The sequence below is a fragment of the Streptomyces sp. NPDC057743 genome, assembly GCF_042798755.1.
In the GTDB taxonomy this organism is placed as follows: domain Bacteria; phylum Actinomycetota; class Actinomycetes; order Streptomycetales; family Streptomycetaceae; genus Streptomyces.
The window spans coordinates 169,079-194,596 of record NZ_JBHVJX010000010.1 but is presented as its reverse complement, the minus strand read 5'-3'; the positions used below and the strand labels follow the sequence as shown (position 1 = coordinate 194,596).

The following is a 25,518-nucleotide window of genomic DNA, read 5'->3' as shown; positions in this document are numbered from 1 at the left end:
ACGAAAAAGGTAACGGGGGGCGGTGGGGCTTGGGGCCGTGGTTGGGCGTCGACGCTCCTGGGCGAGCAGGTCAACTCACCCGCACCAGGACGCCGATCTGATCGCCCCCCTCGCTGTGTCAGTTGTCCGGGCGTGTGACCGCTCGCCGAACGGAACCGTTGCAAGGGTCTTCGTGTCTCCCAACGGCCATCGGTATGCAGCGAGTTGGGGTGATCGAGGCTCACGCGTGATGCCGGCCCGGTTGTTCAAGGGATGGTAATGGGAAGGGAAAGGTATTGTCATGTCCATTCAACGCGCGTAGCGCTCGGCGCCGGCGCTGCGCTTTCCTCGAAGGGTGTCTCTCCAACCCCCCCACATTCCAGGAGACGTTGATGCCCCGCGCCGTTCTGGGCCTGTCGGCCGCTGCCGTGATCGTTGTCGGTGTGACCGCCGCCCCTGCGCTGGCCGATCCGCCGGCCCCGCCGTCGACGTCGACGATCCGCGCCGAACTGGCCGCCCTGAAGGTGGCCGCCCCGCACTCCATGGACGGCTACGCCCGCGACAAGTTCTCCATATGGGCCAAGCAGCCCGACGGCTGCACCACTCGCCAAGAGGTCCTCGCCCGCGACGGCAAGGACGTCCAGGACAAGCCCGGTAGCTGCCAGCCTTCGAGTGGCTCGTGGTACTCCGCGTACGACGACGCCACTGTCACCGACGTCGCCCAGGCCACCATCGACCACATGGTCCCGCTCGCCGAAGCCTGGCGCTCCGGCGCCGACGGCTGGACCGCCGACCAACGCAAGGCGTTCGGCAACGACTTGAAGGACCCCCAGCTGCTGATCGCCTCGGAGTCCTCCAACAGCTCCAAGAGTGACAGCGGTCCGGCGGACTGGAAGCCGACCAATCACGGCTTCTGGTGCACCTACGCCAAGGACTACACCCACATCAAGTCGATCTGGAAGCTCACCACGACCGACGCCGAGAAGAAGGCCCTGTCCTCCATGCTCGACAGCTGCACCAACTGACGCACCGCGCCATGATCCGCCTCCCACGCGCCCCAAGGGGCTCGGGTCGCGTGGGAGGCGATGCGCTGTCCGACCGCCGAGGCGCTCGCTACCTCTACCCCTACCGCTACTGCGGAGAGCGGCGATCGGTGCGGAAGTAGTGGCCCTGCTCTAGGTCGGCTATCAGCTCGGGGTGGGTCGGCTGCCACCCCAGGAGTGCGCGGGTCTTGTCGCTCGACGTCGGAACGTCGGCCGTGAGGAACCTCCCCAACCAGCCGAAGTGCCGCTCCGCGTCGTCGGGGCTCACGGAGGCCGTCGGCACGCCGAGATGCCGCCCGATGACCTCGGCGACCGTGCGGACCGGCACGCCTTCCTCCGCGACCCCGTGCAGCACCGACCCCGCCGGCGCCTGTTCCACCGCCAGGCGGAACAGCCGCGCGGCGTCGCGTCGGTGGACGGTGCACCAGCGGTTGGAGCCGTCGCCGATGTACCCGGAGACGCCCTTTTCGCGGGCGATGCCGATCAGTACCGGGATGAAACCGTGATCTCCCTCGTCGTGGACCGACGGAGGGAGCCGTAGCACCGAGGAGCGGACGCCGCGCTCGGCGAGGGAGAGGGTGGTCTGTGCCGCGGCCCCTCGTGTCGACGCGACGGAACCCGGTACGGGGAAGTCGTCTTCGGTCGCCACATGACCGGAGGGCAGCCCGACCGTTCCGGAGGCGATGACCAGCGGGCGGTTCGACCCTTCCAGTTCGGCACCGATCGCCTCGATGGCGCGCAGGTCGATGCGCGCGGCGTTCTCGTGCTGGGAGAAGTCGTGGATAAAGGCGAGATGGATGACTCCGTCAGCCGCCGCGGCGCCGGCGCGCAGGCTGTCGAGATCCTCAAGGGAGCCGCGGTGCACGGCGGCACCGGCGGCGGTCAACGCTTCGGCCGAGGCGTCCGAACGCGCGAGTCCGACGACTTGATGGCCCGCGCCGATGAGCTCGGGAACGACGGCGGAACCGATGAAGCCGGAAGCGCCGGTGACAAATACACGCATGAGAAGACCTCCTAGTGCTCAATCGCCCCGGGGTGCGCAGGGGGCGCCGCGGGACGGATCGATGTCAGTCACTGACATCAACGGTAGCACCGATGTCAGTCACTGTCATTGCGTCGACGTGATCACGTAGGATGCGGAGCATGAGTCGATGGGAGCCCAACGCGCGCGGCAGGCTTGAACAGGCGGCATTGGATCTCTACAACGAGCACGGTTACGAACAGACCACCGTGGCGGAGATCGCCAAGCGCGCGGGACTGACGGAGCGGACGTTCTTCCGGCACTTCGCCGACAAGCGCGAGGTGCTGTTCGCCAACGCCGGCTCCCTGCAAGATCTCTTCGTGCACGCCGTCATCGAAGCCCCCGACGACGCGGCGCCGATCGACGCGATGGCCGCGGCCCTCGACGCCGCCGCCGCACAGTTCCGAGGGCGACGGGACGGCGTCCTGCGGCGGCAGGCCGTCATCGTCGCCAACCCGGAGCTCCAGGAACGCGAGCTGATCAAACTGGCCTCGTTGTCCGCCGCCCTCGCTGACACCCTGCGCCAACGTGGCGTCAAGGACCCCACCGCCAGCCTGACCGCCGAGGCGGGGGTGGCCGTCTTCAAGGTCGCCTTCGAACGCTGGATCAGCGAAGACGCGAGCCAGGAACTTCCCGACCTCATCCGGGAGTTGCTCGAAGAACTCAAAGCGGTGACGGCGGGCGGCAACTAACGTCTCGGGTATGGCGAGCGACGGCCCCAAGGAGATCGTGCGGCGTGGCTACGACGCCGCGTCTCACCGCTACGACGAGGCGTACGGTGCCGAGACGAAGTACCAAGCCCTGCTCGACGAGTTGCGCGAGCGGATTCCGGCCGGTGGCACCGTACTGGACCTGGGGTGCGGCAGCGGAGTGCCGGTTGCCCGCACCTTGGCCGCCGCCGGTTACCGCGTCACCGGCATTGACATCAGTGAAGTGCAGATCCGCCGTGCCCGTGAGCGTGTGCCGCAAGCGCAGTTCCTGCACGCCGATGCCGTCACCGCCGCCTTCGAACCTGCCTCTTTCGACGCCGTCGTCTCCTTCTACGCACTCATCCACGTACCGCTGGCCGAACAGCCCCCTCTGCTACGCAACATTGCCCAGTGGCTCCGTCCGGGAGGGTGCTTTGTAGCCACCACGGGATCCGGCGCCTGGACGGGCACCGAGGGCAACTGGCTCGGCAGCGGCAGCACCATGTGGTGGAGCCACGCGGACGCACCCACCTGCCGCGAGTGGATCTCCGGGGCCGGCCTCACGGTCGAACGGGAGGACTTCCTCCCGGAGGGCGACGGCGGGCACGCCTTGTTTTGGGCACGGCGTGATTGACGGTCTGGTGCTCTGACGGCTCGGCAGCGTGATGACTTGGTGGCTTGGGCGACGGTGATCAACGGCCCGACGGGGCCCGCGGTTCGGCTGAGGCAGCCAATCCTGATGCGGGCTCTGGTTCGACAACTCCTCTGTCAGGCAAGTGTGTTGACTGAAGTGGGCGAGCCGGGCGTTACCCGAGGCCGCCAACGAGTGCCGGAACGTCGGCGAACGCGGCGTCGGCCGGCTGCCCGCAGACCTTCCCGGCCGTCTCACCAGCGAAGCTGAACACTCCGGCCAACTCCGGGCCGCGCCGCCCCTGGACGACCAGCGGGCTGCCGCTGTCCCCGAAGCACATCGTCGTACGGCCGCTGGGTATGTCGCGGGCGCAGAAGGCCGATGCCTCGTCCACGACCGCCGGGGTCTGGGCGGCGCACTGGGCATGGGTGCGGACGGTGAGGTCGCCGCGGCGCATCACGTCGCCGCGGATCTCCCGGCCCGGTCGAGCCGGGTCCGGCGCGGCCGTCGTGCCATGGCTGAAGATCGATACGCGGGTGCCGGGAGCCGGCCGGTGCGGGGCGAGAGCGAGCGGCGTGACGCCGGGCACCGGGCTGCTGAGTCGTATTTCCGCGATGTCGTAGGCCGCCGAGGAGAGTTCCGGGGAACCGGGATCGACGGGGGAGGGCAGAAGCCGGTACTTGGGATGCGGGGTGACGCCCCGGATGTCCCGCACGGCGCCCGGATCCCGCGACAGCACGGCGGAGCCGATGTGCACCTCCACCCGCCGGAAATCCGCGCCGTCAAGGCAGTGCGCGGCGGTGAGCACCCGGTCAGGGGCGACAAGCGCCCCGCCGCAGGACGCGCGATCCAGCAATGGGGCGTCGCCTTTCAGCGCCAGCGTTGCCAACCACGGTGCCGCGCCTGGCTGCGGTACCTGCGTACCACCCGACATGGCCTGGGCCGGGCCGGCCGTGACCAGGATTGCGGCCACCGCGACCATGCCGGTGCTGAACGTCGCCAGCCACCGCGCCCAGCGTCCACGCCACGCTCTCCGCTGCCGGTCCGCTGTATCCGCCCTACGCGCCCGTTCGCCCCACATGCCGCCCCCGCCCTTTCAGCATCCGAATGTCGGCTTGATCTCGTCTCAAGAAACGAACGTAGTGGGGGAGTTGGACGGCGTCGTCAGACCTCGGGTTGGTCCCTCGTCAACCCGTGGTTGTATGCGGTGGAAGCCGCCCCTCCGGGTGACCAGGCCCTGGGAGCCCAAGTGACGTACCACGCCGAACAGTCGGAGAACGGCCGGAGCGTGCCGTCCCCGCAACGCGCCGCCGAAATGCGGGAGATCACCGGCCGCATCACGCACTGGGCCGCCGGCCGCCTCGACATCGTCGGCCTGCTCCTCGTCGGGTCGTACGCCCGCAACGCCGCGCGTGCCGACTCCGACATCGACCTCGTCCTGCTCACGACGGACCGGTCCCGATACGCCGACGGAAGCTGGGCCGAGGGGCTCGCCCTTGGGGAGTTGGTGCGGACCCGGGCCTGGGGGCCCATCAGCGAACGGCGCTACGCGCTGGCCTCCGGCCTGGAAGTCGAGATCAACATCGGCTCTCCCCACTGGGCGCGGACCGACCCGGTCGACCCCGGCACACGGCGCGTTGTCACCGACGGCGCCCGCCCCCTGCACGACCCGGCCGGGCTGCTGGACGCCCTGATCCGAGCCTGCCGATCATGACGGGTGACGGGTGACGGGTGACGGGAGCCAACGGCCCGGCCCGGCGGCGCCTCAACGCGCCTGTTTGCCCGCCCGCCACTCGGGCGCGAGCACCGACCAGACCTCCATGTCGTGCCGCTTGCCCCGGTAGGGGTAGACCTCCCGCAGCACGCCCTCCTTGGTCATCCCCAGGCGTCGCGCCACGGCGATACTGGCCTCGTTCGCCGTCGAGACCAGCCACTCCACGCGGTGGATGCCCCGCTCCTCGACGGCCCAGTCGATGATCACGCGGGCGGCCCTGGTCACCAGCCCCTTGCCGGCCGCCGACGGCTCCAGCCAACAGCCCGCCTCGGCGGTGCCCAGCGCGACGTCCATCGTCCGGAAGAGGACGCCGCCCACCAGCTTGCCCCCGGTCCAGATGCCGTAGATCCGCCCCGTGTCGGCCGCCTCCTTCTCCGCGTACGACTGGAGGTACGAGCGGCTCGTGGCGAGGTCCGTGACCGCGTCCGGCAGCCCGATGTGCTGACCGATGTACTCCCGGCCCCGATTCATGTGGGTCAGGAACTCCTCGGCGTGCCACGGCTCCAGCCGGCGCAGCTCCGCGCCGTCGGCACCCAGGCAAATCGCGAACATCGTCCCCTCCAGGATCGGCATCGAGTACAGAGATCAAGAACAGAACAGAAACAAACAGGCGGAGAAGGAAACAGGCGCGTGGGTAAGCGCACGAACCCACGCGGATGCACAGGGAACCGGCGCAGATGCACGGCGCAGGGATCAATGCACACCGCGGGGAATGTTCTCACGGACGGTGACATGGGATGTCTGTGGCTGCCCCGCCCGAGGTCCGCAAAGCGCCCCTCACCAGGCACGAGCCGTCTCGGCGAGCGGGGCCGCGGCCCCAGGGCTGTACTGGGAGGGATGAAACGGCAGGTAGCGGCACGTCTCAGTACGGGGAGGCATCGTGGAACTGGGCTTCCTGAACGCGGTGTACGCGACCGGGGGACCGTATGCCTGCGCCTATCTCGACACCTCGCGGGACACCGACGCATCGGAACGGACGCTGGCACTCCGCCGGCGGCGGGTCTGCGCGGAGCTCACACAGCAGGGCGCGGACGCCGCCACGGTGGACGCGCTGGCCGCGGTCGCCGGCAGTGACGGGGAGATCGCCGGACGCCACGGGCAGGCCATCGTCGCCCACGGCGGGCAGGTGGTGCTGACCGAGGAACTGCCCGAGCCGCCGGAGCGCGACCAGGCCACCTTCGACGCGCTGCCCGACCTGATGCCGTTGGCGCTGCAGTGCGCGCCGGACATCCGCTACGTGGCCGCCACCGTGCACAGCCTGCCGGGCTTGCAGGGGGAGCCCCCGGACCGGCTGGAGGTGGCGTTCCAGGCCGGGGCGTGGCCGAGCAGCACCGTCGCGCCCGGAGACTGCCACCGGATGCGCGGCCCGGCCGTCGGCTGGTCCGAGGGGGCCCGGCCCATCGCCGACCGCGTCGCCGAACTGGCCAGGCGCGGCGACGCCGAGGCGATCGTGCTCGGCGGCATCCCCTGGGCCCGCAATGTGCTGGCCGACCGGCTGGTCGAACGGTGGCGCCGGCGCCTGGTCACCACCGAGGGCGACGGATATCCGGCCCCGCCCGGTAGGGCACTGATGGAGACGGAGCTCGCCGAGGTGTTCCAGGGGAAGCTCCGCTCCGCGGACCTGGCCCGGCTCGACCTGTTCCTGGCCCGGCGGACCAGCGGACACGGCGCCGTCGAGGGCTTGACCGACGTCGTGACCGCCCTTCGACGCTCCCAAGTCGGCGCCCTACTGGTCAACGAGCCCATGAGTTTCCCGGCACAGGCCCAAGTTGACGCGGGCGCGACGCCGTGCGACCTGCCCGAGGCGGCCCGGGAGCCCTACGGCGCACTCGGCTTCCACGCCGGGCCCGCACGCGCCGCCGTGATCCGGGCCGCGGTACGCACCGGCGCGAGCCTCGTGGTGGTGCCGCAGCACCAACTGGCCCTGGACGACGGGCTGGGCGCCCTGCTGCGCTACGCCGGACCGGCACGCACCGCGCTCTTCGCACGCCCGGCTCACCGCTGAACGGGCCCGAGCCGATGGCGCCTTGCTGCGCGGCGTGACGGGGGTGTGCCGTCCTCCAGGGCGGACGGGGTGCGTCCGGCCGTAGCCGACGTAGCATCGCGTGAACGCGATCAACACCACGTCGGAATTGCGGGGGCCGAGACGGGAGTTGTCCCGCTCAGCAGGCTGCTGACGGCACCGTCTCCCCCTGCCCAGTAAGGAACCACGCCATGACCACCCCGCACGCCTTCCCCTTGGAGCCCACGCCCCTCCATGTGGCCGACGAGGTCCTCGACGACCTGCGCGCCCGCCTCACGCTGACCCGTCCGCCGTTGGACGAGGGGAACGAGGACTGGTCCTACGGCGTCCCGAACAGCTATCTCCGCGAGCTGGTCGCCTACTGGCGGGACGGCCACGACTGGCGCGCGTCCGAGGCCGCCATCAACGCCTACGAGCACTACCAGGTGACCGTTGCCGGTGTCCCGGTGCACTTCCTGCGCAAGCCCGGCCACGGCCCCCGCCCGATCCCGTTGATCCTCACCCACGGCTGGCCCTGGACGTTCTGGCACTGGTCGAAGGTGATCGACAAACTCGCGGACCCGGCCGCGTTCGGCGGTGACCCCGCCGACGCGTTCGACGTCATCGTGCCGTCCCTGCCCGGCTTCGGCTTCCCCGGCCCGCTCACCGGCTTTCCGGACGTCAACTTCTGGAAGGTCTCCGACCTTTGGCACACCCTGATGACCGAGACCCTGGGATACCGGAAGTACGCCGCCGGGGGCTGCGACATCGGCGGGATCGTCTCCAGCCAGCTCGGCCACAAGTACGCCGACGAGCTGTACGGCATCCACATCGGCTCCGGGCTGCCGCTCGACTTCTTCACCGGCCCCCGCGCCTGGGACTTCGCCCAGAAACGGCCCCTCACGGACGACCAGCCCGCCGACGTCCGCGCCCGCATCATCGAGATGGACCACCGCTCGGCGTCCCACCTCGCCGTGCACATGCTCGACGGCGCCACCCTGGCCCACGGGCTGAGCGACTCACCCGCCGGACTGCTCGCCTGGCTGCTGGAGCGTTGGAACGCCTGGAGCGACAACGGCGGCGACATCGAGTCCGTCTTCAGCAAGGACGACCTGCTCACCCACGCCACGATCTACTGGGTGAACAACTCCATCGCCACGTCGATGCGTTACTACGCCAACGCCAACCGCTACCCCTGGGCCCCCGCCCACGACCGCACCCCGGTCGTGCAGGCCCCGGTCGGCCTCACCTTCGTCACGCACGAGAACCCGCCTGGCATCCACACCGCCAACGACCGCGTCCAGGCGTTCAAGAACGGCCCGCAGGCGGACTGGTTCAACCACGTCAACGTCAACGCCCATGATCACGGCGGCCACTTCATCCCCTGGGAGAACCCCGACGCCTGGGTGAACGACCTACGCCGCACCTTCCGCGGCCGCAGGCCCTGAGCGACCCCGCGAGCTCGTCCGGCGCCCGGCGGGAGGTCGGGGCGGTTCGCCGGTCCGTCCTGCCGGCTGTCAGTGGTGTGCGTCATGCTGGGGATCAACAGGCGGGCGCAGTGGGGCGGATGACGCCGGAGCGGGGGATTCGCTGGTCCCGCGCCCGCGGGACTACCGAGATGAGACGAGACGAGAAGGAGCGTGCACACCATGGACCAGGAGAACGTAACCGCCACCCTGATTGTCGCCGCACCCGCCGAGAAGGTGTTCGCGGTGTTGGCGGACCCGACGAGCCATGCCGCGATCGATGGCACAGGCTGGGTTCAGGAACCTGCCGACCGGGCGCCGTTGACCGAAGCGGGGCAGGTCTTCCGGATGGACATGTACCACGCCAGGCACCCCGAGGGGGACTACCAAGTGGCCAACAAGGTCCAGGTGTTCGACCCGCCGCGTGCCATTAGCTGGCTGACGGGTCAGGAGAAGGAGGACGGTCAGTTGGAGTTCGGCGGCTGGTTCTGGCGTTACGACCTCGCGCCGCTCGGGCCGTCCGAGACCGAGGTCACCCTCACCTACGACTGGTCGGCGGTGCCGCCGCCCGTCCGGGAGCGCATCCAGTTCCCGCCGTTCGACCCCGAGCACCTCACCAACTCGCTGCACCACCTGGCCGATCTCGTCTCCGGTAGATGAAGTCATCGGCCAAGGCGACCGTCAGCGCCAGTAGCGGGGAGATCAGCGCCAGTAGCGGGGAGAGAGGAGGAGGTGCGTCCGCTCCCGTTGCTCCGGCTGCCCTGTGGGCCGCCCTGCTGCGCCGGGATCATCTCCTTCATCAGGGGTGTCCGGCGGGCGGGCGCAGTCCCTGGCCTGTTCGGATGAACCCCCTGGCCGTCCGCTGCCTGGCTCGTGCGCGCCGCGCGGGCGTCAGTTGGCCGATGGCCAGACTGATGCAGCGCCGGGGGAACCGGCGCGGATCCGTCGAAGGAGCACCCCACCATGCTCACCACAGACTTTGTCACCGGCTCGCCGAACTGGCTCGACCTGGGCAGCCCCGACACCGATGCGGCCGCCGCCTTCTACACCGCGGTCTTCGGCTGGGAGTTCCGGTCCGCGGGGCCGGACTCCGGGGGCTATGGCTTCTTCCAGAAGGACGGCAAGACCGTCGCGGCGCTCGGCCCCCTCACGGAGGAGGGGGCGAGTTCGGCCTGGACGCTGTACTTCCAGACGCCGGACGCGGAAGCCACGGCCAAGGCCGTTGAGCAGCACGGCGGGCGGGTGCGCAGCGCGCCGTTCGACGTCTTCGAGGCCGGGCGGATGGCTCAGCTCACCGACCCCGGTGGCGCGGACTTCGCCGTCTGGCAGCCGGCCGCGGTCAAGGGCCTGGAGAAGGCGTCCGAGGCCGACGCCCTGTGCTGGGCGGAACTCCACACCGGGGACCCGGCGGGCGCGTTGGGCTTCTACAAGGCGGTGTTCGGCTGGCGCTCGCAGGCGATGGACGTGCCGGGCATGACGTACACGGTGCTCTCCACAGGAGAGGGGGACCAGCAGGACGCGACCTTCGGCGGCGTCGCCGGGCCACAGGGCGATGTGGAGGAGACGCGCTGGATCCCGTACTTCGCGGTGGACGACGTGGACGAGACCGTCACCAGGGCGCAGGGGACCGGGGGTTCGGTCCTGATGCCGGCCTCCGACATCCCGGACGTCGGGCGGGTGTGCTGGCTGTCGGATCCGTTCGGGGCGCCGTTCGCCCTCATCAGGCCGGAGCCGTCGCAGCAGTAGTCGTCTGACACCCGGGGCGGGCAGCTCTAACTTCCCCTCCTGCTCCCCTCCCGCTCCCCTCCCGCGTCAACTGCTGCAGGCAGGCGGTCGAGGGCCCCGCCCTCCACCAGCAACAGCATCGGTGCCGCCGCCGTCCCGTGGCCGACCAGCGCCCTCACGGAGGCCGGGTGCACGGAAATCGTCAACGAGTCGGGGCAGTTCACCCGTCCGTCATGACGGGTGTCAGTGGTGTGCGTCATGCTGGGGATCAATAGGCGTGCGCAGTGGGGCGGATGGCGCCAGGGCGGGGGGTTCGATGGTTCCGGGGACGGTGGCACAGCTGACGATCCTGTTGGTGCTGGTGTTGCCGGGGGTCTTCTACCAGGCCGTGCGGGAGCGGCTGTTGGGCAGTCTGGCCGCCGAACAGGAGCCGCAGAACCGGTTGGTGCGTGCCATCGCCGTGGGCGCGTTGCTCGATGCCCTGTACGCCCTGACGGTCGGCCCGTGGCTGGTCGGCTTGTTGGCCGGGGGCGGACACGGGCCGCTGGCCGGGGTGTTGGCGCATCCGCGGCGGGCGGGGATAGCCGCGCTGGTGTTGATCGTCGCCGTGCCGTCCGCCGCGGCCTGGGCGGAGAGCGCCTGGCGGAGTCGGCGCGCGGTCGCCACGTACGACCCCACGCCGACCGCCTGGGACGCGCTGTTCCACGAGCGCGGGTCCTGCTTCGTACGGGTGCGGCTCAAGAGCGGGCTGTGGGTGGGGGGTTGGTTGGGTTCGCGGTCGGCGGTGTCGGCCTATCCCCAGCAGGGCGACCTCTACTTGGAGGCGCAGTACCGGATGGGGGTCGACGGAACGTTCCTCGGACGGGTGCCCGGCACGGGCGGGGTCTACGTTCGCGCCGCCGACGTGGAAGTGCTGGAAGTCCTGCTGCCGCCGGCGGCAGGGGAGAGGGAGGGAGACGGTGATGGCGGAGCGTCAGGAGAACGGGAGCAAGGGGAGCAACGGGGGTAACGGGAGCAGCGGGAGTGATGATGCGGCGTTGGAGGACCTGGTCAGACGGTACTCGTCCCGCCGGACCTATCGGCCCACGGACGGCGTGAGCGAGCCCGAGGAGCCGCCGCAGGGGTCCTCGGGGACGACCATGGGGGACACCTCGGCGACCGGGTCGGGAAGCGGGGAAGCGGACGCGTCCTGAGTGTGGGGTGCGTGGCGCGTCAGGCCCCGGTGTGGATGTGTGCGGCCCAGAGGTGCGGTGCCTGCGCGAAGTGGTTGCGCAGCGATCGCATCGGGTGGTGTAGGGCCAGCGCCGGGTCCAACGGGCGATGGCGGGCCACGTCCTCGGCCAGCGCCGCGTAGAACTCCTGGGTGAGGCCGGTCGCCAGGGTGTCGGAGACGGTCCACAGGGTGCCGATCACATGTGGATAGCCGGCCAGTTGGAAGGACGACGCCAACTGCACCGCCTCGTCGGGCAGCATGATGCCGCCCTGGGAGGTGGAGCAGGCGGAGAGCACGGCCAGCTCCGGGCTGCCCGGGCGCTGGGCTGCGACCTGCTGCGCGGTCAACCTGCCGTCGTACAGGACCAGTCCGCTTTCCGAGGGGTTGAGCAGGTCGCTGACGCCGTGGCAGCTGAAGTGCACCCAGGGGTGCGCGGGCAGCGCCTCGGCAACGGCCGAGACGGTGGCGGCGCCGCCCGCCAACAGCCGGCCATCGGGGAACAGTTCGGCCAGCAGGGTGGCCTCGTCCGAGGCGCCGGGCAGCGGCGGGCCGTCGGGCGTCTCAGGGAGGGCGACGACCAGCGGTGCCGGGCGCTGTCGAGCGTCGCCGTCCAGACGCCCGCGCGCCCGGAGCAGGGCGCGCACCGTGGGCGTGTACGAGGAGACGGCGCGGTCCACGACCCAGGTGCCGGAGTCCGGCGTGCCGCGCCCGGCGGCGTGCAGCGGCAGGAAGGACAACCAGCCCGTGGGGCACCACCACACCCGAGGCCACGGCTCGCCGTCGCCAGGTACGGCCCGCAGGCCGAGCCGGTCGAGCACGGGAGCGGCGACGGTGTCCCACAGCCATTCCAGGACCTCGGTGAGGGTGCGCATCGCGGCCACCGCCTGCTGCACCCCGTGCTCCCCGTACGCCGCGTCGACGCCCTGGATGAAGTCCACGGCCCGGGTCATCACCGCGTCCGGCGTGAGGCCGGGCAGGGGCAGCACCTCGATGTCGGCGTCGGGGGTCAGGAGGAGGGCGTCGGAGCGGTAGGTACTGACGTTGAGGATCACCACCGGGCCGTCGGCGGCCGCGGTGAGCAGCTCCGGCAGCGCGGGCGGGCGGAGGAAGTCGGCGAAGTCGGGCAACGCCCGGATCTCCGCGAGCAGTTCGTCCCAGCGGCGGGCCAGGGCGTGCCGGGCCTCGGCCGCGCCCTCAACCGACGGCGCAGCAGACGGGACGGCGGTCGGCCCGGAGGGACCGAGCAGCGCCGGCGGGCGCGGGGCGGGCGCGCTGAGCCGCTCGCGGAGCTCCTCGAACTCCGCCGCGAGCGCGGGTACGACGGCCCGCAACCGCGAGGCGTCCGCGCGGTCCTCCACCCCCTGGGCGAGCAGTACACCCCGCCCCTGCTCCAGCAGGGAAAGGGCCCGGCCGGGGTCGCCGGCGCGCAGGGCGAGCGCCGCGGCATCGCCGGCCAGGCCGGCACTGGCACGCAGCCGGTCCTCCTGGTCGGCGCGGGCGAGGCTGCGCGGCGCCAGGCGCGGCAGCAACTCCACGGCGTACGCATGGCCGTCGAGCGCCTCGGCGTCCGCGCCCGCGTGCGCGGCAGCCTGGCCCCAGGTACGGGACGCCAACAGCCGGACGGTGAGCGGGGAGGCCGGATTCCGCGCGGACTCCCGGGCGAGGTGGACCGCCTCCGTCAGATCGACGTCCGCGCCGAGGAAGGCCAGCCGCTCCTGCGCGGCCGCCAGGATCCACTGGGCGCGGGCCTGGTCGGGATGGCCCTCGGAGAGTCCGGCGAGGGCCTCCCGGGCCGCGGTGACCGCCCGGTGCAGCATGCGCACCGCCGCGGGATCGGCACCGTCCTCGGCGACCTGGGCGCCGATCAGATGGGTCGCGGCCAGATTGACCAGCGCGAAGGCGCGCCAGGGATGGTCCGCACCGAACCCGGACACCGCCTCGTCGAGGGCGCGTTGGGCCTCGACGATCGTCGGGGCACCGGGGCCCTCTCCGGCGAGGGCCCGACTCTGGAGCAGCAGGCCCAGGTTGAGCGCGGCGAACTGCGGGCCGGACCGCTCGCCGTGCTCCCGCTCCCGCGCCCGGCGCAGCAGCGCGGCCGCCTCCTCGGCGGCGGCCGTGTCACCGGTGATCTCGTACCAACCGCGCAGCGCCTCGGCGAGGTTGTTCAGCAGCCCCGCCCGGTCGAAGGCGTCCGGCGGGCCCTCGTCCACGGCCCGCCGCAGCACCGCCACGGCCTCCGCCTGCCAGGTGCGGTCACCGGTGAGCTGGGCGCGCTGGGCCAGCACGGCGCCCAGATTGGTCAGCACATTGCCGTGTGTCGCATGGCCCGCGGGCACCGTGGCGGCCGCCTCGCGGAGCCGGTCGACGGCCGCGTCCATCAGCGCCTCGTCGCCGGTGGCGGCCGCACGGCCCCACGTGGCGTGCCCGAAACTGGTGAGGACGAGGCAGCGCTCGTCGGACGCCTCGGGGGTGGCGGCGAGGGCGGCGGCATAGTGCTCCAACGCCTCCTCGCGGTCCCGCTCGTCGCGGGTGTGCTGATACAGCTCCACCAACCCGTTGGCGAGGCCCGTCAACGCCCTGGGCGCCGGCGGCCCGGGCGGCACCGCGCACGCCTCCCGGTGCCGCTCGACGGCCTCCCGCAGCGGACCGGCCTCGCCGGTGAAGCGGGCCAGGGAACGCAGGGCGTGCCCGAGGCGGGTGAGGGTGTCGGCCCCGCTGGGCGTGCCCGGGCCGGCTGCCGCCAGGGCATCGCGCAGCACGGCGACGGCCTCCACCAACAGGGAACGGTCCGAGCGGACCTCCGCCACGTGTTGCAGCGCATCGCCGAGGTTGCCCATGCGGTGCACCCGGAAGTGGTCGTCCGGCGGCGTGAGTTCGACGGCCGCACGATGCGCCCGCACCGCCTCGGCCAGCAGCTCCACGTCCCCGTTGCGCCGGCCGAGCGTGGCCAGGGCGGCGCCGAGGTTCGAGTGCCGCACGGCCCGTTCGGACGGGCTGGTACGGGGCGCGCAGGCCAGCGCCTCGCGCAGCAGACGCACCCCCTCCTCGTAGAGCTCTGGGGTGCCGGTGGCGACGGCGCGCCCGAGGTGGGTGCCGCCGAGGTCGGAGAGGAACTCCGAGCGGCGCAGATCGCCCTCCGGGAGCAGGGCGATGCCCCGGTGCATCTCGTCGGCGCCCTCCCGCCAGGCGGCCGCGTCGTCAAGGGCCGCGCGGCCGGCGAGCGCCGCCCCCAGAGCGAAGCGCACCGTGGCCTCGAAGTCGCTGCTCGGGGCCGGCAGGGTCAGACAGGTGCGGAAGCAGTCGATCGCCTCGGCCAGGTCGGAGCCGGTGCCGGAGCCGGAGCCCGCGGTGACCGTGGACCAACCGTCCGACACCGCGCCGCCGTTGCGGCCGTTGGCCGTCAGACAGCGGGCGAGCTGGAGCAGGACCTCGGCCCGTTCCTCCGAACGCTCCGGGACCTCCCTGGCGAGGCCGCGCAGCAGCGCGATCGGCCCGGTGAGGTCGGTGGTCCCGCCGGGCGCACCGTCCGCGAGCGCCCGCAACCGCATCAGGTCCGCCAACTCCGCGCCACGTAAGGCCCGTTGGCGCACGTCCTGCTCCGCTGTGGCCTCGAACGCCCGCCGGGCCAGCTCCGCCGCCTCGTCCAGCTCGGCGAGCCGACCACTGGTGACATTGCGGGAACGCAGCACACCGGAGAGCACGAAACACGCCTGGGCGTAGACCGGATGGCCCGGTGGCGCGGCCTCGACGGCATCGCGGGCCGCCGCGTGCGCATCGGCCAGGACGTCGGTGCCGTCGGTGCGCACGGCCCGCCCCTTGAGGGCGAGGCCGAGATTGGTGAGGTATGCGGCGCGCTCGACCTGGTTCGGCGCCGCATCAGCGGCCCGGCGGCAGGCGTTGATGCCCTCGTCGTACCGGGCCGCGTCGTCGCCGCCTTTCATGGCGTGCATGATCAACGCCATGCCGAGATCGGCCAGGACGGCGGCGGAAGGGTGCGGCTCCGCCGTGGCGACCGCCTCGCGCAGCAGCGCTACCGCCTCCGGCAGCACGGACGGATCGTCGAGGACCGGCGCGGTGGTGGACAGCGTCGAACCCAGCGCGGCGCGGTGCAACAGGCCGTGCGGGTCCTCCGGAGTGCTCAGCCGCACGGCCGTCCGCGACTCCGCCACGCTCTCCCGTGCCGCGTCCCGATCATGGGTGGCAGTCGCCAGGAGCCGGAGCCCGAACCCCAAGTTGCCGTGCCTACGGGCCTGTTCGGCCGCTTCGCCGGGAGCGGCCGCGACCGCCGCACGGCTCCGCTCGATGCCCTCGGCCAGCACCTCCCGCCCGGCACCCTCCCGGAAGGCGTGCACGAGCGCCAGCCCGAGGTCCGACAGACAGGTGCCCTGCTCGGCGCTTCCGTCCGGAAAACCCGCCACGGCCTGCCGCAACAGGCTCTCCGCCGCCTGCAACGCCATGGGGTGCCGCCCCTGTTGATGCACCATCAAGGCCCCGACACCGGCCTCGTACGCCAGGAGCGGATCGATGTCGGTGGCGGCGGACCGACCGGCGAGCGCGTCCAGGACCGGACGCAGCGCCGGGGGAGCGTGTTCGGGCTCGCCCAGGCCCGCGAAGGACAACACGGACGAGCCGAGCGCCGCCCGATCCTGTCCGTCACCCGCGAGAAAGCGACACCAGTCGGCGTAGGCCAGCGCGAAGACCGCCAACGTCCGGACCGAGCCGTCGGGTAACACCGCATCGGCCCGCACGGCTTCGGCGGCCGCGGCCGCCTCCGGGCCGAGGAACCAGCGCAGGGCTTCGGTGTTGGTCTCGACCTGTTGCACCTGCGCCAGAATGCGCTGGGCTGCTTCGGCGGTCATGTGGTTGTCCCTCCCCCGGGAAGACGGGGGAGGGATCGGGAACGCCCCACTCCACTCACCGCCGTGGCAACGGCCGTCCGCGCCATCCGCACACCCCCGCCGGTACCGTCCCTGATCCACCCATGGCCAGCGATCCCGTCTTCCCCCATTGTGGGTCCGCCGCCCGGGAACCACCATGCGCATCGGGCATAGACAGCGTTAGGGCCTGTCCGATGGGTCATGGCCGGGGCCGGGGCGCCTGGCACGGCACCTCGCGGCGTTGCCGAAACGTCCCGATAGCTCCGCTATCAGGCCGCTTTGGCGCCTTGCGATGCGCCCCCAGCTACCGCTGGGAGGTGCCCCCTGCACCAGACGCCCCGGCCTACCCGACCCTGACCCATCGGACAGGCCCTAACAACGATCGCCCGCGCAGCGGCGGGAAGTAGCCTGAACAGGCCCACAGCCCGGCCTGATCCGTCGGTCAAGCAGCAGAGAGGGAGATGACCCGGCCATGCGCCCTCCCAGCCTCCTGGCGGTCTTCGCGCACCCGGACGACGAGTCACTGTCGGCGGGCGGCGTGCTGGCCCGCCACGCGGCCGGCGGAGCCCGCACCGCGGTCGTCACCGCGACCTGGACGGAAGGCGGCCGGCGCGCCGCGGAACTGGCCGACGCGCTGCGCATCCTGGGCGCCGGCGCACCCCGACTGCTCGGCTACGCCGACGCGAAGGTGCCCGAATCCGCCCCGAACAGCCCCCGACTCCGCGACGCCTCACTCGACGAGGCGGTGCGCCGACTGGTCGGGCACATCCGGGAGTTCCGCCCGGAAATCGTCGTCACCCACGACGCCTACGGGGGAATGACCGGCCACCCGGACCACGCCCACACCCACCGGGTGACCGTACTGGCCGTCCACGCCGCCGGGTTGGAGCGGTGCTACCCGGAATCCGGCGCCCCCTGGCGACCGAGCGCCCTGTACCTGGCCACCCATCCGCACTCCGCCGCACGGGAGTTGGGCCGCTGCCTGGTCCGGGAGGGCCGGCCGATGCTCAGCGTGCCCGACGAGTGGATCAGTGCAACCGTCGATGTGCGCCCGTGGCTGGCGCAGAAGATCGGTGCGATCCTGGCCCACCGTTCCGAGGTGGCGCGCGGCGCCCTGCCGGGCCGGCTCGCCGCCCTGCCACCGTCCGACCGGGAACAACTGCTGGCCACCGAGTGGTACATCCGCCACACCCCGGTCCCCACGGAGGCGACGCCTCCGGATCAGACGGAGCTGACCACCTGACCCTGCGTCAGTCCTCTGCGTCAGTCCTCGTCCTCGTCCGCGTCCGCGCTGGACAACGCCTCGGTGACCATCCGGGTGGCGAAGTCGGGGTCGTCGGTGATGCGGTTGATGTGCTCCGCGAGCAGGAAGGCGGTCACTTCCAGGGGAGTCATCTCCGCCTCGGTCCAGTAACCGTACTGATTGCGCCACAGGTTGGGGCTCAGGCCGGTGCCCGCGGCGATGACCAGCCCGGCCATGGTGGGGATGGCCTCCGGGCGAACGCTCTTGGGCATCATGCGCATCGTGGCCACGAGGTTTGGCACCACGTACTCGATGACGTCCTTGTCGTGCTCCTCGTGCGCCTTCCGCAGCCACGTCATGAAGACGTAGATGAGCGTGCACGCGCCGTCCAGTACGTCATGGGCTCCCTTGGGGCCCAGTGACGCGGTGAACTGGTCGATCAGCTCCTGTTGTTCGGGATCGGTCCCGGTCTTGCCGTCGTGAATGCTCTTGAGCCGGGAGTCGATCATCATGAGCGCCGCGCCCACATCGCCGACGGGAGCGTGCTGAGGGTCGTAGAGCGATGACACGGATTCCTCCTCGATGACTGCGCTGGGCAGCAGGGCGTATCCGTACAGTAGTCGGCGGAGGGAGTGAGGGTCGGCGGCTTATCACTTTTCAGACCAGGGAACCGCCCTGCCGCGACGCCATCGAATGGGGCGACGCCGGGTGACCTTGCGGTCAGACGTTCGTTAGGCGGAGGGTCATTTTCCGCACCCTTGGAGCAAGGCACCATGTCCCTCAACGATTTGGACCCGGTCGTCGCAAAGTTCGTCGACGCACTCAACACCGGTGACAGCACCGGCCTCTTCGACCTGCTCACGCCGGACGCGACCATGAGCGACGACGGCACCGACCGCGATCTTCGCAACTGGCTCCAGAGCGAGGCATTCGGCAGCAACGGCCGGATGGACGTCGAATCGGTGGCGGACGGCGGGACCGCGTTGGTGGCCAACTACACCAACGACCGCTGGGGCGCCATGCGCACCGCATGGCGCTTCACGGTCTCCGGCGACAAGATCTCCCGCTTCGAGACCGGGCAAGCCTGAGCGGGCCCAACGATCGGACGGGGGAGGGCGGCGCGCAGGCCCAGGCGGTGCTGACCGCCTGGGCCGGTGCCTGGGGCGTCAGTTGGCGGCCGCCAGGCGTGCGCGCCACCAGTCCACCGTTGCCTGGATCTGCTCGTCGAGGGGAGTGGCGCGGACCGTGAACTCCGCCTCGTAGGCGCTGGCGTCCACCACGAACGGGCTGACGAACTGGTAGCGGGTTTCCTTGAGTTCGCGGATCAGCGGGGAGAACAGGCCCGCCAGGCCCAGTACGACCGGAGGCAGCGGGCGCACCGCGACCGGGCCCGCATCCGCGCCGTCGGCGAGGCGGTCGACCATCTCCCGGACGGACCGCGCGGGCGCCGTGGGGACGTGCCAGGCACGCCCCCACGCCCGTTCCTCGCCCGCGATCTCGACCAATGCCCGGGCCACGTCGGGGAGATAGGTCCAGCTGTGCGGGGCGTTCGGATCTCCCAACGTGGAGACCGGCTTGCCGCGCAGCAGCCGCGGCATGACCCGCGCGGCCAGATGCCCGCCGTCGGTCACGCCGGGCCCGAAGAAGTCCGAGGCCCGCACCTCGACCGCCTTGATCCGGCCCTGCTCGTGCCGTGCCCGGGCCTGTTCCCAAACGGCCGCGCGCACCCGCCCCTTGGGGCCGGTCGCCGCCAGCGGCAACTCCTCGGTCAGGGGCCGGTCCACCGGGCCGTAGCCGTAGAGGTTGCCCAACATGACCAGGACGGCCCCGGTCGCCTCGGCGGCCGCGCAGAGCGCCGAGGCCAGCGGCGGCCAGTCACTCGCCCAGCGCGGCAGGGGAGGCGCGGCACAGCTGAAGAGCGCGGCGGCGCCCTGCACGGCCTCGGTCAGGCGCTCGGGGTCCGACGCGTCCAGCGCGAGGTGCTCGATGCCTGGCTCGGCGGCCCGGCCGGACGCGGTGATGACCCGTACCGAGTGGCCCCGTTCGGCCAGCAGCCGTGCCGTGGCCGCCCCCGCGGGCCCGAATCCTATGACGACGTAATGACTCACCCGGGCACACTAGCGCGGCTCCGGGGTGCCCGTTGTCGTGAGCTGCGCCAGGCACTCCGACAGCTGCGTTCGTGTCCGCAGGCATCCGGCCCGGTGGGGGTGACCGCGCAGCCTGCGGGACCTACCGACCCAAACGGGCGGCGGCGTCCTGCACCATCCGGCGCACCACCTCTCCCGCGGGCGGGATTTCCCCGATCCGGCCCACGCCCTCGCCGACGATCACCCCCGCGACGTCGTAGTCCTCCTCCGAGGCGCCGGCCCTGAACTCCGCGGCGGCCTCGGGGAGTTGCGCGTCGAGCGCGGACTCCCGGCCGTGCCACCGGTCGATGAACCGGTTGCGCAACAGGCGCCCGTCGTACTCGGCCGGCCAGTCGTACTGCCGCACGATGTCGTAGACCCTGGTGCGCACCGTGTCGTCGCCGCCGGCCGCCATCGCGCGGGCGTGCGCGCCACCGGAGACCACCGCCTCCTCCGTCGCCCAGAACCGGGTTCCGACCAGGACACCGTCCGCGCCGAGGACCAGCGCGGCGGCCAGCCCGCGACCGTCCACCACGCCACCGGCGCCCAACAGCAGCGTGCCGGGGGAGCGGTCGGCGATCAGGTTCGCGACGTCGGGTACCAGGGTGAACGTCGACCGGGTGCCGACGCCGTGCCCGCCGGCCTCGCCGCCCTGCGCGACGACGACGTCCGCGCCGGCGTCGAGGGCCTGCCGTGCCTGGTCGAGCGTGTGGACCTGGCAGATCAGCGGTACGCCGGCGGCGCGGACCTGGTTGGCGAACGGCGTCGGGTCGCCGAACGACAGCATCATGGCGGCGGGTTGGTGTGCCAGCGCGATGTCGAGGAGTGCGGGACGGCGGGCCAGGCTCCAGGTGATGAAGCCGCACCCCACGCGGGTGCCGGCCGCGGCGGCGAACTGGTCCTGCAGCCACTGCTCGTCGCCGTACCCGCCCCCGATCAGGCCGAGCCCGCCCGCGGCGGACACCGCCACGGCGAGCCGGGCCCCGGCGACGAAGTCCATGGGGGCGAGCACCACCGGGTGCTCGATTCCGAGGGTGTCGGTGAAGCGCGTCGTCAGCAAGGCGAAGTCCCCTCTGTTCAGGCGGCCCATTGGCCGCGCAACGGTGCGGCGTCAGGAGGGACAGTAGGTTCGCCGAGACTTCAGATCCAACGATTGCTGGTGATGGGAGCCATCGCCAGATGCGAACTCTGGTTTGGTCAAAGGGTGTTGGACCGGTGTGCGGCCCGCGGCTGCGGACTGTTGACCATGCGCAGGACGGGCGGTCCCGCATCCACCGCCTGCACATGCGTGAGGAACCGCGTCAGCGCGGGCAGCGGCGGTGCGTCCGCACGCCGGACGAAGACGGTCTGCGCGCCCGCCTCCTCCTGCGGCAACTCGTGCACCCGGACCTGTTCGCGGGCGGCGTGCCGCTCGACCACGGAAGCCGGCAGCAGACTGATTCCCATCCCCGCCCCGACACCGCCGAGGATGCCGTCCAGCGTCCCCAACTCCATACAGCGCACACCCACCGCGCCCCGCGCCTGGAGGATGCTCTCCAACCGCCGTCGATAGGAGCAACCGGTCCGAAAGACAAGGATCTTGGGATCGGTCAACACGGCGTTCAGGTCGGTGACCCGGCGAGCCGTGAGGAGGACCAGGCGCTCCTCGAACAGCGGGGTCTCCACCAGGTCGGGCTGCCGCACCGGCCCGCTGACCAGCGCGCCGTCGAGACGGTACGCCAGCACCTCCCGTATCAGTTGCTCGGTCGACCCGGTGGCCAGCGACAGGTCGACGCGCGGGCAGTCCTCGATGAAGGCGGCCAGCGCACCGGGCAGACGCAGGCCCGCCGTGGTTTCCATGGACCCGATCCGCAACGGTCCGGACGGGTCCGCCTCGTCACCGATCACGTGCCGCGCCTCGTCGACCAGCCTGTCGATGCGTTCCGCGTACGGCAACAGCCGCTCGCCCACGCTCGTCAGCGCCACGCCCCGGGCATGTCGACGGAACAGCGGAGCACCGAGTTCCTTCTCCAGCGCGTGTATCCGGGCGCTGACGTTCGACTGCACGGTGTGCAGCTCCTGAGCGGCTTTGGTGATGCCGCGGGTGCGCGCGACCGCCAAGTAGATCCGCAGATCGGACAGTTGCACGTTGACCTCCACAGACTGGACTCGGTTGTCTCGCTCACGTCGCCGACGGCAGTGCCGCGGCAGGCGACGTTCGCCCAGTCGACCACCTCGCGTAGCCGGGCGTCGACGGCGCGCTATACGCCGGTGGCGCCGTCGATGCGTTCCCGGAGCAGGTCGGCGTGGCCGTTGTGGCGGGCGTACTCCTCGATCATGTGGACGTAGATCCAGCGGAGGTTGACGTCCTGCCCCATGAAGCGACCGGTGTCCGTCAGGGCACGGTCGGCGCAGCACTCACGGGCGCGGGCGATCTCCGCGCGCCAGGTGGCGAGGGCGTCCCGCAAGGTTGCGCTCTCGGCCAACTCGAAGCCACCGTCGGGGCCGTTCAAGTCGGCCTGAGGGTCGTAGAGGGGCGGGGCCTCTTCTCCGGCGAACACGCGGCGGAACCAGTTCCGCTCCACCTCCGCCATGTGCTGGACGAGGCCCATCAGCGTAAAGCCGGACGGTGGCACGGACGCGACGGCGGCCTGCTCGTCGTCCAGACCGTCGCACTTCATGGCGAGCGTGGTGCGATGGAAGTCAAGCCAACCTTCGAGCGTGGTGCGCTTGTCGACGTTCAGCGGCGGTATGGGGCGATCGATGGTGCTCATTGGTCAATTATCGCCGGCGGCCCAACCCGCTGGCAGGCGGGCCGGCGCGGAGGGCCAACCGGCCCGGTTCGGCCCAGTCGCCGCGCTACCGACGAGCCGGCCGCAACACACAGTCTCCGCACAGCCCTCCGCCCGGAACGCGGTAGTACAGGCAACAACTGCGCCGGGAGAATCCGGGACCGACGGGGTCCAGCGTGCCCGTGCCGTGCAGCAACGGGTCGTCCAACACGGATGCGGTCAGTGCCACGGCCCGCTCCGCCGCCTCCCCGCGGCCCTCCTGGCGGCACCAACCAACCAACACCTGGAGGGCGCCGACCAACGCCGAGGCCGCGTTACCCCACAACAGCCGGGAAGAGAGCGGGGACACGCTGACGACGGCCCGCTGGAGCGGAACCAGATGGCCGTGCAGAACGGCCGCACGCAGCCGGCCCGCCAGGTCCTCGTGCGAGTCTTCCGCCAAGCCATCCGCCAAACCTTCCTCCGAGTCTTCCGCAGCGGCCGGCGGCATTGTGGCGGGGGAGGGGAGCCAGAGTTCGTCCGGCGTGCTGCGCTCCGGATGCCACCACAGGGCATCGCCGCCGAGATCGGGAACACGCCCCGCCAACACCGCCGGTGCGAGCGCGACCGACCACAGGCGCCCGGCGAGTCCCTGGTAGACGAGGGACGCCGCGACCCGCCGCTCCGCCGTCCCGAGCCGCGCGGCCACCGCCGCCACACGGTCGCGCAACGCCGGTATGGAGCCCCCGAGATACAGCTCCGCCAGGGGGAGAAAACCCTGGTCCCGCGGTGCGCCGGCGTCGGTCCGCACGGCGAAGAACGGTCCCACGGCGGCGGCGCGGCCAAGCGCCGCCGTCATCGACTCCTGCGGCATCGGTGCTCCTTGGTTCGGGTTGGGGGTTGGGGGATGCGGGCGGAAGGGTGAAGGCTCGGGCCGGTCGGGCCGATTCACGTGCCGGAATCATCGTGCCTGAGAGCTGTGCAACTGGCCGATGCCGGGCGGGAGTTCGTCGAGGCGTAGCTGTCGATCGGCGAGTGGAGTCCGCATGCGGTGCGTCCAGTCGGCACCGTGCCGGCTCGCGGTTCAGGTGAGGGAGGCGACCAGCAGGGCGAAGGCGGCGATGATGACGGCGACGCGGACGTAGTGGAAGCGGTCCCAGCGGTTCATCTGCTCCTTCCAGTCGGCGGGCCGGTTCTCGGGGGTCCACGTCTTGCCCCGGTTGTTGATCGGGACCAGCAGCAGGATCGACATGATCACGCTCACGATCAGCAGCGCGCCGGCGGTGACGACGAGGCCCGTGCCCTGGCGGTGCCACCTGGCGATGGCCCAGACCGCGACGAGGACGAGTGAGCCGATGTACCAGACCGGCATCACGGCGCCGAGCATCCGGCCCCCGTGGGCGCGGGCGAGTTGGTCGCTGTCCTCGGGGAGTGCGGTGAAGATCCGGTTCATGACGAAGGCGACGGAGAACTCCACCCCCACCATCATGCCGACGACCACGGTGGTGAAGACCTCAAGTGCGTTGAGCATGATGACCTCTCCCGGGATCTAGCGTTGCTAGCTGATGGGGCAACGCTAGCGCTGCTCTCGCTCGATTGTCTAGCGGTGCTAGAATCCGAACCATGTCGGTACAGGAGCGCAAGCAGCGCGAACGGGCGGACCGCGAACGCCTCATCGTGGCGACGGCTCGCGAACTCGCCGAGCAGCAGGGCTGGGACGCGGTCACCACCCGCCGGCTCGCCGAGCGCATCGAGTACAGCCAGCCCGTCCTCTACAGCCACTTCCGCGGCAAGCGGGAGATCATCGGCGCTGTCGCCCTCGAAGGCGCCGCCGAGATGGCCGCGGCGGTGCGTGCCGCGGTCTCCGTCGCGGACGGCCCGCGCGCCCGGGTCACCGCCCTCGCCCGCGCCTACCTCGACTTCGCCGAACGCAACCCGGCGCTCTACGACGCGATGTTCCAGCTCGACGGCGGCCTGGTGTTCGCGGACGAGGAAACCCCGGAACCCCTCAAGGACGCCTTCGCCGCGCTACTGGAGAGCCTGGGCGAGGTGGCCGGGGACGGTGTCCACCCGGGGATGTTCACCGAGGTGTTCTGGGCGTCCCTGCACGGGTTGGCGACCCTGACCCGGGCGGGACGGCTGCCGCCGGGGGACGCCGAGCGCAGGACGGAGCTGCTGGTGGATCGGCTCGCGGTACTCTGACGCTCCGTCATGGCAGGTGCACAGCCGGGGCGTTGGACCCCGCTGCCTGCCGGTGACAGTGTCTCTGGGCACTCGCGCCCACACGGCGCAGCCGCAGAGCACTGGGGCGCACACCCCGGACGAGGCACTCGCTCCGGGAGCGCCGGATGTGTGCTTCTGGCGCCCGACGGGCCTCAGCGCCGGGCGTGGCGGATCTGCAATCGTCCGTATCCCAGGGCCCCGGAGATGCGGATCTTCGGCCCGCCGGGGTGGGTGCCCCGCGGGGCCTTGTAGCGCAGGTCCTTCCATGTGGTGCGCAAACCCTCGACGTCAACGACCGCGTCGCGAGGCACCGTGATCCGGGCCCCGCCGGTGCCGAGTTGCAGCTCGATGTCGACGACCGGATGCTCGATGACCGCCCGGGACAGATCCAGGCGCACCTTTCCGAAGGCGGACTCGACCTTGAGGTTGCGAGGTACCCGCCATGCGCCGCGCCGCCGGATCCGTCCGCTGATGACGGCGATCGTCGACGCGGTGCCCGGGTGCTCCGCCGGGAGTGCGGCCAGCGCCGACGCGAGCTCGCCGTGCGCCTTGGCGGTGAGCACCTGATGGAGGCGGCTCTCCAACTCCTCGTGGGAGATGAGCTCTTCGCTGTACGCCTCCTGTAGGCGCCTAACGGCCGCATCGCGGTCGTCTTCGTCGATCCGTGGCGGAGGGGCTTCCGGTGGATCCGGTAAGGGAGTCACCGTCTCAGCCTACTGCTGCACCGGCGAAGCGAACGCTCCACGGTCCGTGAAG

Annotated in this window: 24 protein-coding genes; 12 read left to right on the top strand and 12 right to left on the bottom strand. The window is 71.5% G+C overall.

Translation table 11 applies throughout. From position 1 onward, the window contains the following. Window positions 1–371: 371 nt before the first annotated feature. On the top strand, window positions 372–1,004 hold the full coding sequence (locus tag ACFVFQ_RS14140) for a DUF1524 domain-containing protein (RefSeq protein ID WP_383414195.1): 633 nt from the start codon (window positions 372–374) through the stop codon (window positions 1,002–1,004). 106 nt (window positions 1,005–1,110) lie between these two features. Here the strand turns inward: ACFVFQ_RS14140 and ACFVFQ_RS14135 are convergent, their stop codons facing one another. Continuing rightward, window positions 1,111–2,025, bottom strand: a complete 915-nt coding sequence (locus ACFVFQ_RS14135) for an SDR family oxidoreductase (RefSeq protein WP_383414188.1) — start codon at window positions 2,023–2,025, stop codon at window positions 1,111–1,113. 140 nt (window positions 2,026–2,165) lie between these two features. Between ACFVFQ_RS14135 and ACFVFQ_RS14130 the strand changes: the two genes are divergently transcribed. Further along, a complete protein-coding gene (locus ACFVFQ_RS14130) occupies window positions 2,166–2,735 on the top strand; it encodes a TetR/AcrR family transcriptional regulator (RefSeq protein WP_383414184.1) in 570 nt (189 codons plus the stop codon). A gap of 10 nt (window positions 2,736–2,745) precedes the next feature. After that, window positions 2,746–3,366, top strand: coding sequence for a class I SAM-dependent methyltransferase (locus tag ACFVFQ_RS14125; RefSeq protein ID WP_383414181.1), 621 nt, complete (start codon window positions 2,746–2,748; stop codon window positions 3,364–3,366). 172 nt (window positions 3,367–3,538) lie between these two features. Here the strand turns inward: ACFVFQ_RS14125 and ACFVFQ_RS14120 are convergent, their stop codons facing one another. Then, window positions 3,539–4,297 (bottom strand): S1 family peptidase, encoded by a 759-nt coding sequence (locus ACFVFQ_RS14120; protein ID WP_383414388.1) that lies wholly within the window; start codon window positions 4,295–4,297, stop codon window positions 3,539–3,541. A gap of 315 nt (window positions 4,298–4,612) precedes the next feature. Between ACFVFQ_RS14120 and ACFVFQ_RS14115 the strand changes: the two genes are divergently transcribed. Continuing rightward, entirely contained in the window at window positions 4,613–5,077 is a 465-nt protein-coding gene (locus tag ACFVFQ_RS14115; RefSeq protein ID WP_383414178.1) for a nucleotidyltransferase domain-containing protein, read from the top strand. Between the two features lie 51 nt (window positions 5,078–5,128). On the opposite strand, the gene ACFVFQ_RS14110 is transcribed toward ACFVFQ_RS14115, so the two are convergent. Then, window positions 5,129–5,689 (bottom strand): GNAT family N-acetyltransferase, encoded by a 561-nt coding sequence (locus ACFVFQ_RS14110; protein ID WP_383414175.1) that lies wholly within the window; start codon window positions 5,687–5,689, stop codon window positions 5,129–5,131. A 328-nt stretch (window positions 5,690–6,017) separates the two neighbouring features. Here ACFVFQ_RS14110 and ACFVFQ_RS14105 point away from each other — a divergent pair, with 328 nt between their 5' ends. The 5 genes from ACFVFQ_RS14105 to ACFVFQ_RS14085 all read left to right on the top strand — a co-directional run bounded on the left by ACFVFQ_RS14105 (window position 6,018) and on the right by ACFVFQ_RS14085 (window position 11,339). Then, entirely contained in the window at window positions 6,018–7,142 is a 1,125-nt protein-coding gene (locus ACFVFQ_RS14105; protein ID WP_383414172.1) for a hypothetical protein, read from the top strand. Window positions 7,143–7,351: 209 nt separating this feature from the next. Further along, a complete protein-coding gene (locus tag ACFVFQ_RS14100) occupies window positions 7,352–8,587 on the top strand; it encodes an epoxide hydrolase family protein (RefSeq protein ID WP_383414169.1) in 1,236 nt (411 codons plus the stop codon). Between the two features lie 201 nt (window positions 8,588–8,788). Further along, window positions 8,789–9,265, top strand: a complete 477-nt coding sequence (locus ACFVFQ_RS14095) for an SRPBCC family protein (RefSeq protein WP_383414166.1) — start codon at window positions 8,789–8,791, stop codon at window positions 9,263–9,265. 303 nt (window positions 9,266–9,568) lie between these two features. After that, window positions 9,569–10,351 (top strand): VOC family protein, encoded by a 783-nt coding sequence (locus tag ACFVFQ_RS14090; RefSeq protein WP_383414164.1) that lies wholly within the window; start codon window positions 9,569–9,571, stop codon window positions 10,349–10,351. Between the two features lie 310 nt (window positions 10,352–10,661). After that, a complete protein-coding gene (locus ACFVFQ_RS14085; RefSeq protein WP_383414161.1) occupies window positions 10,662–11,339 on the top strand; it encodes a DUF6338 family protein in 678 nt (225 codons plus the stop codon). Window positions 11,340–11,542: 203 nt separating this feature from the next. Here ACFVFQ_RS14085 and ACFVFQ_RS14080 read toward each other — a convergent pair whose 3' ends face one another. Further along, window positions 11,543–16,402, bottom strand: coding sequence for a CHAT domain-containing protein (locus tag ACFVFQ_RS14080; RefSeq protein ID WP_383414158.1), 4,860 nt, complete (start codon window positions 16,400–16,402; stop codon window positions 11,543–11,545). A gap of 490 nt (window positions 16,403–16,892) precedes the next feature. Between ACFVFQ_RS14080 and ACFVFQ_RS14075 the strand changes: the two genes are divergently transcribed. Beyond that, complete coding sequence (locus ACFVFQ_RS14075; RefSeq protein ID WP_383414155.1) at window positions 16,893–17,663, top strand: PIG-L deacetylase family protein; 771 nt, start codon at window positions 16,893–16,895, stop codon at window positions 17,661–17,663. Between the two features lie 20 nt (window positions 17,664–17,683). Here the strand turns inward: ACFVFQ_RS14075 and ACFVFQ_RS14070 are convergent, their stop codons facing one another. Then, a complete protein-coding gene (locus tag ACFVFQ_RS14070; protein WP_383414152.1) occupies window positions 17,684–18,232 on the bottom strand; it encodes a hypothetical protein in 549 nt (182 codons plus the stop codon). Between the two features lie 204 nt (window positions 18,233–18,436). On the opposite strand from ACFVFQ_RS14070, the gene ACFVFQ_RS14065 reads away from it, so the two are divergent. After that, window positions 18,437–18,751, top strand: a complete 315-nt coding sequence (locus ACFVFQ_RS14065; RefSeq protein ID WP_383414149.1) for a nuclear transport factor 2 family protein — start codon at window positions 18,437–18,439, stop codon at window positions 18,749–18,751. A 78-nt stretch (window positions 18,752–18,829) separates the two neighbouring features. Here the strand turns inward: ACFVFQ_RS14065 and ACFVFQ_RS14060 are convergent, their stop codons facing one another. The 6 genes from ACFVFQ_RS14060 to ACFVFQ_RS14035 all read right to left on the bottom strand — a co-directional run bounded on the left by ACFVFQ_RS14060 (window position 18,830) and on the right by ACFVFQ_RS14035 (window position 24,070). After that, complete coding sequence (locus ACFVFQ_RS14060; RefSeq protein ID WP_383414146.1) at window positions 18,830–19,771, bottom strand: NAD-dependent epimerase/dehydratase family protein; 942 nt, start codon at window positions 19,769–19,771, stop codon at window positions 18,830–18,832. A gap of 121 nt (window positions 19,772–19,892) precedes the next feature. Next, window positions 19,893–20,849 carry an NAD(P)H-dependent flavin oxidoreductase gene (locus ACFVFQ_RS14055; protein WP_383414143.1) on the bottom strand — a complete coding sequence of 319 codons (957 nt, stop codon included), beginning with the start codon at window positions 20,847–20,849 and terminating at the stop codon, window positions 19,893–19,895. Between the two features lie 137 nt (window positions 20,850–20,986). Then, entirely contained in the window at window positions 20,987–21,916 is a 930-nt protein-coding gene (locus tag ACFVFQ_RS14050; RefSeq protein WP_383414135.1) for a LysR substrate-binding domain-containing protein, read from the bottom strand. 113 nt (window positions 21,917–22,029) lie between these two features. Continuing rightward, a complete protein-coding gene (locus ACFVFQ_RS14045; protein WP_383414132.1) occupies window positions 22,030–22,542 on the bottom strand; it encodes a DinB family protein in 513 nt (170 codons plus the stop codon). 85 nt (window positions 22,543–22,627) lie between these two features. Next, entirely contained in the window at window positions 22,628–23,413 is a 786-nt protein-coding gene (locus tag ACFVFQ_RS14040; RefSeq protein WP_383414129.1) for a (2Fe-2S)-binding protein, read from the bottom strand. Window positions 23,414–23,623: 210 nt separating this feature from the next. Further along, window positions 23,624–24,070: an anthrone oxygenase family protein gene (locus ACFVFQ_RS14035; protein ID WP_383414126.1), complete on the bottom strand. Its 447-nt coding sequence runs from the start codon at window positions 24,068–24,070 to the stop codon at window positions 23,624–23,626. A gap of 92 nt (window positions 24,071–24,162) precedes the next feature. Here ACFVFQ_RS14035 and ACFVFQ_RS14030 point away from each other — a divergent pair, with 92 nt between their 5' ends. Next, entirely contained in the window at window positions 24,163–24,741 is a 579-nt protein-coding gene (locus tag ACFVFQ_RS14030) for a TetR/AcrR family transcriptional regulator (protein ID WP_383414123.1), read from the top strand. A gap of 173 nt (window positions 24,742–24,914) precedes the next feature. Here the strand turns inward: ACFVFQ_RS14030 and ACFVFQ_RS14025 are convergent, their stop codons facing one another. Then, on the bottom strand, window positions 24,915–25,466 hold the full coding sequence (locus ACFVFQ_RS14025) for a DUF1707 domain-containing protein (protein ID WP_383414120.1): 552 nt from the start codon (window positions 25,464–25,466) through the stop codon (window positions 24,915–24,917). Window positions 25,467–25,518: the final 52 nt, after the last annotated feature.